The organism is Caulobacter sp. B11 (genome assembly GCF_002737765.1).
Taxonomy (GTDB): domain Bacteria; phylum Pseudomonadota; class Alphaproteobacteria; order Caulobacterales; family Caulobacteraceae; genus Caulobacter.
Window position 1 is genome coordinate 1 of the sequence record NZ_PEGG01000189.1, and the last position, 6,144, is coordinate 6,144.

General features: G+C 68.1%; 8 protein-coding genes. 5 read left to right on the forward strand and 3 right to left on the reverse strand.

From position 1 onward, the window contains the following. Together CSW58_RS08575 and CSW58_RS16175 are read right to left on the reverse strand one after the other, a co-directional pair. Positions 1 to 1,244: transglycosylase SLT domain-containing protein (locus tag CSW58_RS08575; protein WP_369825125.1), on the reverse strand; the 1,244-nt coding region annotated here is incomplete at its 3' end. Beyond that, positions 1,187 to 1,711, reverse strand: coding sequence for a hypothetical protein (locus tag CSW58_RS16175; protein WP_369825126.1), 525 nt, complete (start codon positions 1,709 to 1,711; stop codon positions 1,187 to 1,189). The genes CSW58_RS16175 and CSW58_RS08575, both read right to left, overlap by 58 nt. 257 nt (positions 1,712 to 1,968) lie before the next feature. On the opposite strand from CSW58_RS16175, the gene dapA reads away from it, so the two are divergent. From dapA to CSW58_RS08595, 4 genes are all read left to right on the forward strand, one after another. After that, the gene (dapA, locus tag CSW58_RS08580; protein WP_099447011.1) at positions 1,969 to 2,853 is read left to right on the forward strand and encodes a 4-hydroxy-tetrahydrodipicolinate synthase; all 885 of its coding nucleotides are present in this window, start codon (positions 1,969 to 1,971) and stop codon (positions 2,851 to 2,853) included. Further along, the gene (gene smpB / locus CSW58_RS08585) at positions 2,853 to 3,278 is read left to right on the forward strand and encodes an SsrA-binding protein SmpB (RefSeq protein ID WP_099447012.1); all 426 of its coding nucleotides are present in this window, start codon (positions 2,853 to 2,855) and stop codon (positions 3,276 to 3,278) included. The genes dapA and smpB overlap by 1 nt, the downstream gene beginning before the upstream one ends. Positions 3,279 to 3,367: 89 nt before the next feature. Continuing rightward, on the forward strand, positions 3,368 to 3,622 hold the full coding sequence (locus CSW58_RS08590) for a type II toxin-antitoxin system Phd/YefM family antitoxin (RefSeq protein WP_099447013.1): 255 nt from the start codon (positions 3,368 to 3,370) through the stop codon (positions 3,620 to 3,622). Further along, positions 3,619 to 3,999, forward strand: a complete 381-nt coding sequence (locus tag CSW58_RS08595) for a type II toxin-antitoxin system VapC family toxin (protein ID WP_099447014.1) — start codon at positions 3,619 to 3,621, stop codon at positions 3,997 to 3,999. Before CSW58_RS08590 ends, CSW58_RS08595 begins: the two co-directional genes overlap by 4 nt. A 718-nt stretch (positions 4,000 to 4,717) precedes the next feature. Here CSW58_RS08595 and CSW58_RS08600 read toward each other — a convergent pair. After that, a complete protein-coding gene (locus CSW58_RS08600; protein WP_099447015.1) occupies positions 4,718 to 5,389 on the reverse strand; it encodes a spermidine synthase in 672 nt (223 codons plus the stop codon). Between the two features lie 133 nt (positions 5,390 to 5,522). Here CSW58_RS08600 and CSW58_RS08605 point away from each other — a divergent pair, with 133 nt between their 5' ends. Further along, entirely contained in the window at positions 5,523 to 6,116 is a 594-nt protein-coding gene (locus CSW58_RS08605) for a class II aldolase/adducin family protein (protein WP_369825128.1), read from the forward strand. The last annotated feature ends 28 nt before the right edge of the window (positions 6,117 to 6,144 follow it).

The following is a 6,144-nucleotide window of genomic DNA, read 5'->3' on the forward strand; positions in this document are numbered from 1 at the left end:
GCCAACTGGCGCGCGACGAGGGCGGCGGTGGCCGGCATCAGCTGCATCATGCCGCGCGCGCCCGGCGCCGATCGGGCCGTGGGGTCGAAATTGCTTTCCTGGCGTGAGATCGAATAGACAAACGCGGTTTCCGCCGCGCCGGGACCGGGCGTGAAGTGGTGGTCCAGCAGCGGATAGCCGCGCTCGGGCAGGATGAAGCCGCGTTGGGCGGCGGTGCGGACCGCGCGCATGGCGGTGTCCTGGTCGCCATAGCCCCGGGCCAGGTCGACCAGCAGGGCGGTTTCCTCGGCGTTGGGCAGCACGTCGTCGATATAGAGGGCGAACACCCGGAACTGATCGCGGGCCCCGATCTGGGCCATCATCCGCACGGCGCGGACCAGCTCGCGGCCCTCGAACCGGGTCCGATCGGCCTGGGTGACGATCGGGTCCTTGTCCAGCCGCAGCTCGGTCAGACCGGCCTTCTCGGCGGCCAGCTGGCCGTAGAAGGTGGTGATGTGGCGAGCGCCCTCGGAATAGAAGCTCTTGGCCCCGATCTGGTCGCCCTGGGCCTCGGCGGCGCGGCCCTGCCAGTACAGGGCTCGGCCGCGGGTGATCGGCGAGGCGCCGATCTCGGCGATGCGGGCGAAGTGGCGGGCGGCGTCGTCGGGCCGGTTGAGGCGCGAGAGGGCCAGCCAGCCGGCATAGAATTCGGCCTCGGCCGCGTCCGCGCCGCCGGGCAGGCCGTTATTGGCGGCGGCGGCGTAGGCACCGACGCTGTCGCCGTTCTTCAGGGCCGAGACCACCAGCTGCTTGCGTTCGCGCCAGATGGCGGCGGCGGCGTCGTCGGTGGGCGGGGCGGGGAAGCTGCGCACCATCTGCAGGGCCTGAACATCCAGGCCCCGGCGGCGCAGAAAGGCGGCGCGCTCGAACACCACCGCAGGCAGGGCCTGCTGGCTCGGCGACAAGCTGTCGAACAGGGACGTGGCGTTGCCGGCGTTGGAGCGGAAGGCGATCCGAACCCGCGCCGTGTCCTGCTGCTCGGGGGAGAGCAGGGCGACCATGTCGCGGGCGGCGGGCCCTTGCGGCCCGTACAGCAGGATGTCGGCCCGGCGGGCGTGGTCATCGGCGGTCAGCAGGGCCCCAAAGCGGGCGAGTATGGCCCGCTGTTGATCGGCCTCGAATACCTGGTCGCGCCAAAAACGGCGGATCAGGGTGCTGGCGTCCGCCTGGCGGCCCGCGGCCTGATAGGCCGAGGCCAGGGCCATGGCGCCGTCGGCGGTCTGGGGATCGCGGCCGCCGAACCAGGCGATCGTACGTTCGGCGTCGAGACCGGAGGTGGCCAGGGCCTTTTCGGTGCCCCCTCGCGGCGACCGGCGCGGGGCCAGCCGTTGAGGTCGCGCCGCGCGGCGTCCAGCTCGAAGAACGACATCGTTTCGGCATTGGCGTCGATCAGCGCCCACAGGGCGATCTTGCGGGCCACCGGGTCTTGCAGGCTGGCCAGGGCGGCGCGCACGGCGCCAGCGTCGCGGGCGTTGTTGAGGGCCGAGCGCAGATTGGCCGCGTCGGACTCCGCCACGCCGCCATAGAGGGCGGTCGGGGGCGTCGTCACCAGGCCGGGCAGGGGACGGGCGTTGCCGCTATAGGGCTGGGGCTGGGACGGCAGATCGGCGGCGTCCTGCGCGACCGCGACGCGAAGGCCAGCGCCAGGCCGACCCCGCCCAATAGTCCCCACTGCATCCCTGAAGCCAAAACGCGGTCTCCCTTACTTCTCGCCACACTGGATGTGTCCCGCGGCGCCTTTGAGGCCGCGCATCATCCGAATAAGACCTATAGACCGGTTCGCGAGGGATTGACCCCTCTCGAAAACGCAATTCAAAGCAGGTTCAACCTCGACGGACCAGTTGCGGGACGCCGGGGCGACAACATATTGTCCGCCTCCCACCTTAGGCCGCAATCGTCGCGGCGACTCCTCACGGCAAATTGCAAGTCATGGTCCATTCCCCGTTCAAGGGCGTCATTCCGGCCCTGGTCACTCCGTTCCGCGACGGCGCCGTCGACGAGACGGCTTTCGCCGCCCTGGTCGAGCGTCAGATCGCCGGCGGGGTTCATGGTGTCGTGCCGGTCGGCACCACCGGCGAAACCTCGACCCTCAGCCATGATGAGCACAAGCGGGTGGTCGAGCTGTGCGTGCAGGTGACGCGCGGGCGGGTGCCGGTGATCGCCGGGGCCGGCAGCAATTCGACCGCCGAGGCCATTGAACTGGCCGCCCACGCCAAGGCGGTCGGCGCAGACGCCGCCCTTATCGTGACGCCCTACTACAACCGACCGAGCCAGGAGGGTCTGTACCAGCACTACAAGGCCATCAACGACGCCGTTCAGCTGCCGGTGCTGGTCTATAACGTGCCGTCGCGGACCAGCACCGACATCCACAACGACACCCTGGTGCGCCTGTCCAAGCTGCCCAACATCGTCGGGATCAAGGACGCCACCGGCGACCTGACCCGGGTCAGCCAGCAGCGCCTGACCTGCGGCCCCGACTGGGTCATGCTGTCGGGCGACGATCCCACGGCCCTGGGCTATGTGGCCCATGGCGGCCACGGGGTGATCTCGGTCACCGCCAATGTCGCGCCGGACGCCTGTTCCAGCTTCATCAACGCCTGCCTTAAGGGCGAGGGCGAGACCGCGCTCTACTGGCAGGACCGCCTGCTGAACCTGCACAAGGTCCTGTTCCTCGACTCCTCGCCGGCCCCCACCAAGTTCGCCATGGCCCATCTGGGCCTGTGCAACGAGGATGTGCGCCTGCCGATCACGGCCTGCGCCGAGGCCGTGCGCCCCAAGGTGCTCGAGGCCATGCGCGAGGCGGGACTGGTCTGATGACCAAGCCCATCGCCGAGAACCGCCGCGCGCGGTACGACTATTTCATCGAGGAGACGATGGAGGCCGGCATCATGCTGACCGGCAGCGAGGTCAAGTCCCTGCGCCTGGGTCGGGCCAATATCGCCGAGTCCTACGCCTCGGTCGAAGGCAAGACGATCAAGCTGATCAATGCCGACATCCCGCCCTATGGCCACGCCAACCGTTTCAACCACGAGCCGCGCCGCCACCGCACCCTGCTGCTGCACCGCAAGCAGATCGACAAGCTGATCGGCGCCGTGCAGCGCGACGGCCGCACCCTGATCCCGCTCAAGCTCTACTGGAACGAAAAGGGCCTGGCCAAGCTCGAGATCGGCCTGGCCAAGGGCAAGAAGACCCACGACAAGCGCGAAACCGAAGCCGCCCGCGACTGGCAGCGCGACTGATGAAGGGCGACCGTCAGGACTGACGGGGGTCGATCTATTGATCCAGTTGGCTTTTTGTGTACACTAAAGGTGTACACAAGAGGTTCGCCATGGCTGACGACCCCACGCCTGTCGGTGTTCGCGCCCTTCGGGAAAATCTGAGCGACTATCTGCGCCAGGTTCGGTCGGGGGCCTCCTTCACCGTGATGTCACGTGGCGAGGCCGTCGCTGAATTGCGTGCGCCGGTCACCGGTCCCAAGGTTTCGCGTCAGCCGGGCTTGTTGAAGGGGCATATCGTGATGGCCGACGATTTCGATATCTGGCCTGATGACCTGCTCGATGCCTTCGAGGGCCGGGGCGCTTGAATCTCCTTCTCGACACCAATGTCTTGCTTTGGTGGCTGTCGGATTCCCCGCGCCTTAGCCGTGAGGCGCGGGCTTTGATCAGTGATCCCGATCATCAGGTTTTCGTCAGCGTGGTTTCATTGTGGGAGATCGCGATCAAGGTTCGGATCGGGAAACTGCAAGCCGATGTCGATGCGATTGACTCCGCGCTCGACACCTCGAACTTCCAGCGTCTCGGGATCGCGCCCGCGCACCTGACGGCGCTCGTTTCGCTGCCGAGCCATCATCGCGATCCCTTTGATCACCTGCTGATGGCGCAAGCGATCAGCGAGAGGGCCGTGTTCCTGACGTCGGATGACCAGGCGGCGCTCTATCCCGTTCAATGGCGCGCCTGCTGAATTGCAAGACCGTCGTGGCTCACAACGGGGACCCGCCGCGCTCCATCCCCGGTGACGCCGCCGCAAACCCCAACAAACTCAACGCCCTGAAACTTAATCGAGCGCGCCAATCAGACGCGTCCAGACCGCCGGCATACTTCTCGCCATCCCGTCGCGAGGGAGAGGGCTCTTGGATCCGGCCCGAGACGCGCGGCGGGTCGTGGTCGAGCGGGGCCGCCGGAGTCGCGGATGCGGGGCCGGACGGCTTGATCGGAGGGCGGGTGACGTAAACCCGCCTATCGGGAGGTCCGTCGGAGGACCCCCGCCCGCCCGAAGGTTCGCTCCGGGTCTCCGGGTCGATCGGGTTTGCAGCCTTCGCGGCTGGGTCCGGTCGCGAAGGATCAAGGCCTGGGTGGGGCAAAAGGCTGAACAAGGCCTGCGCGCCCCGGCCAGAGGGATAACGACCGCGCGGGGCGTCCTGCTTCGTCGAAACGGTACTTTTCATGCACAGCCTCCGGACGCGGTCCGGACGCCCCGCGCCTCTCCTGCCATCACCCGCGCCGCGATCCGGCGCGGCGGCGCCGCCGTGCGCGCGGGGGCCATTGACCCTCACCCTCGGAGACCCGCGATGACCGAAACGGACCCGTCCTGGCCTTCGGTCGCCAAGGCCGCGACGCGGCCCGCGGGGCTTGGCGCCGCGCTTCACCCGGCGTGGCGCGTCCTCAAGGGGCAAAGCCCCCTAGGCCTTCGTCGCCACCCAGATCACATGCCGCGCGCCGCGTCCCTTGTGGGCCCGCACCCCGACCTCCTCGACGGCGAAGCCCGAGCGTTTCAGGCGGTGGGTAAAGGCGCTGTCGCGGGTGGAGGACCAGACCTCCAGCACGCCGCCGGGGCTCAGGGCCTTGCGGGCGGCGGCCAGGCCGACATGGTCATAGAGGCTGTCATTGCCCTTGCGGCTGAGGCCGCCGGGGCCGTTGTCGACATCCAGCAGGATGGCGTCGAATTGCGCGTCGTCGGCCCGGATCAGGGCCCCGACATCGCCGGTGTGCAGGGAAACGCGCGGATCGTCGAGGCTGGCGCCCTGCAGGCCGGCCAAGGGTCCGCGCGCCCAGGCGATCACGGCCGGAACCAGCTCGGCGACGACGATGTCGGCGTCGGGCGCGAAGGCGGCGAGGGCGGCGCGCAGGGTGAAGCCCATGCCTAGGCCGCCGATCAGCACCCGCGCGCCCGGCCGCTGGCCGATCCGGGCGCAGGCCAGGGTGGCCATGGCCTCCTCGGAGCCGCTGAGCCGGCTGTTCATCAGCTCGATGGCGCCGGCCATGATCGAATATTCGCTTCCGCGCCGCATCAGGCGCAGGTCCAGGCCGTCGCCGGGGACGGTGGCGCTGTCGAGGTGTTCCCAGGGGATCATGAAGGCTTAGTCCCACAGCCGGCCGCGCCCGTCACCCCTCGATCACGACCGGGCGACCCAGCGCCTCTTGACGCTGGGGTCGCCCGGCGCGACCTTCTAACTCAACAACGATAACCTACTGGAGGATACCGCCATGGCCGATGGAGCCACGACGATCACCACGTCGCTCAAGGGCAAGGTCAGCGACGCCGAGTGGCAGGCCCGGGTCGAGCTCGCCGCCCTCTACCGCTTGGTCGCGGTGCACGGCTGGGACGACATGATCTTCACCCACATCTCGGCCCGGGTGCCCGGTCCCGAGCACCATTTCCTGATCAATCCCTACGGCATGTTCTTCGGCGAGATGACCGCCTCGTGCCTGGTCAAGGTCGATCTGGACGGCAATGTCATCGACAAGACCCCGTACTTCATCAATCCGGCGGGCTTCACGATCCACTCGGCCGTGCACGCGGCCCGCGAGGACGCCAAGTTCGTCATGCACCTGCATACCGACCAGGGCGTGGCGGTCTCGACCCACAAGGAAGGCCTGATGCCGCTGGCGCAGCAGGCGCTTATTGTCTTGCCACAACTCCCTATCACGATTATGAAGGGATTGCGCTCAAACCTGGACGAACGGGAACGCCTCGTGGCCGACCTTGGCGACAAGAAGCTGATGATGCTGCGCAACCACGGCACGATGTCGGTGGGGGGCTCGGCGGCTGAGTGCTGGATGGGCATGTTCTTTCCTTGAGCGGGCCTGCGCCCAGCAGGTCCAGGCC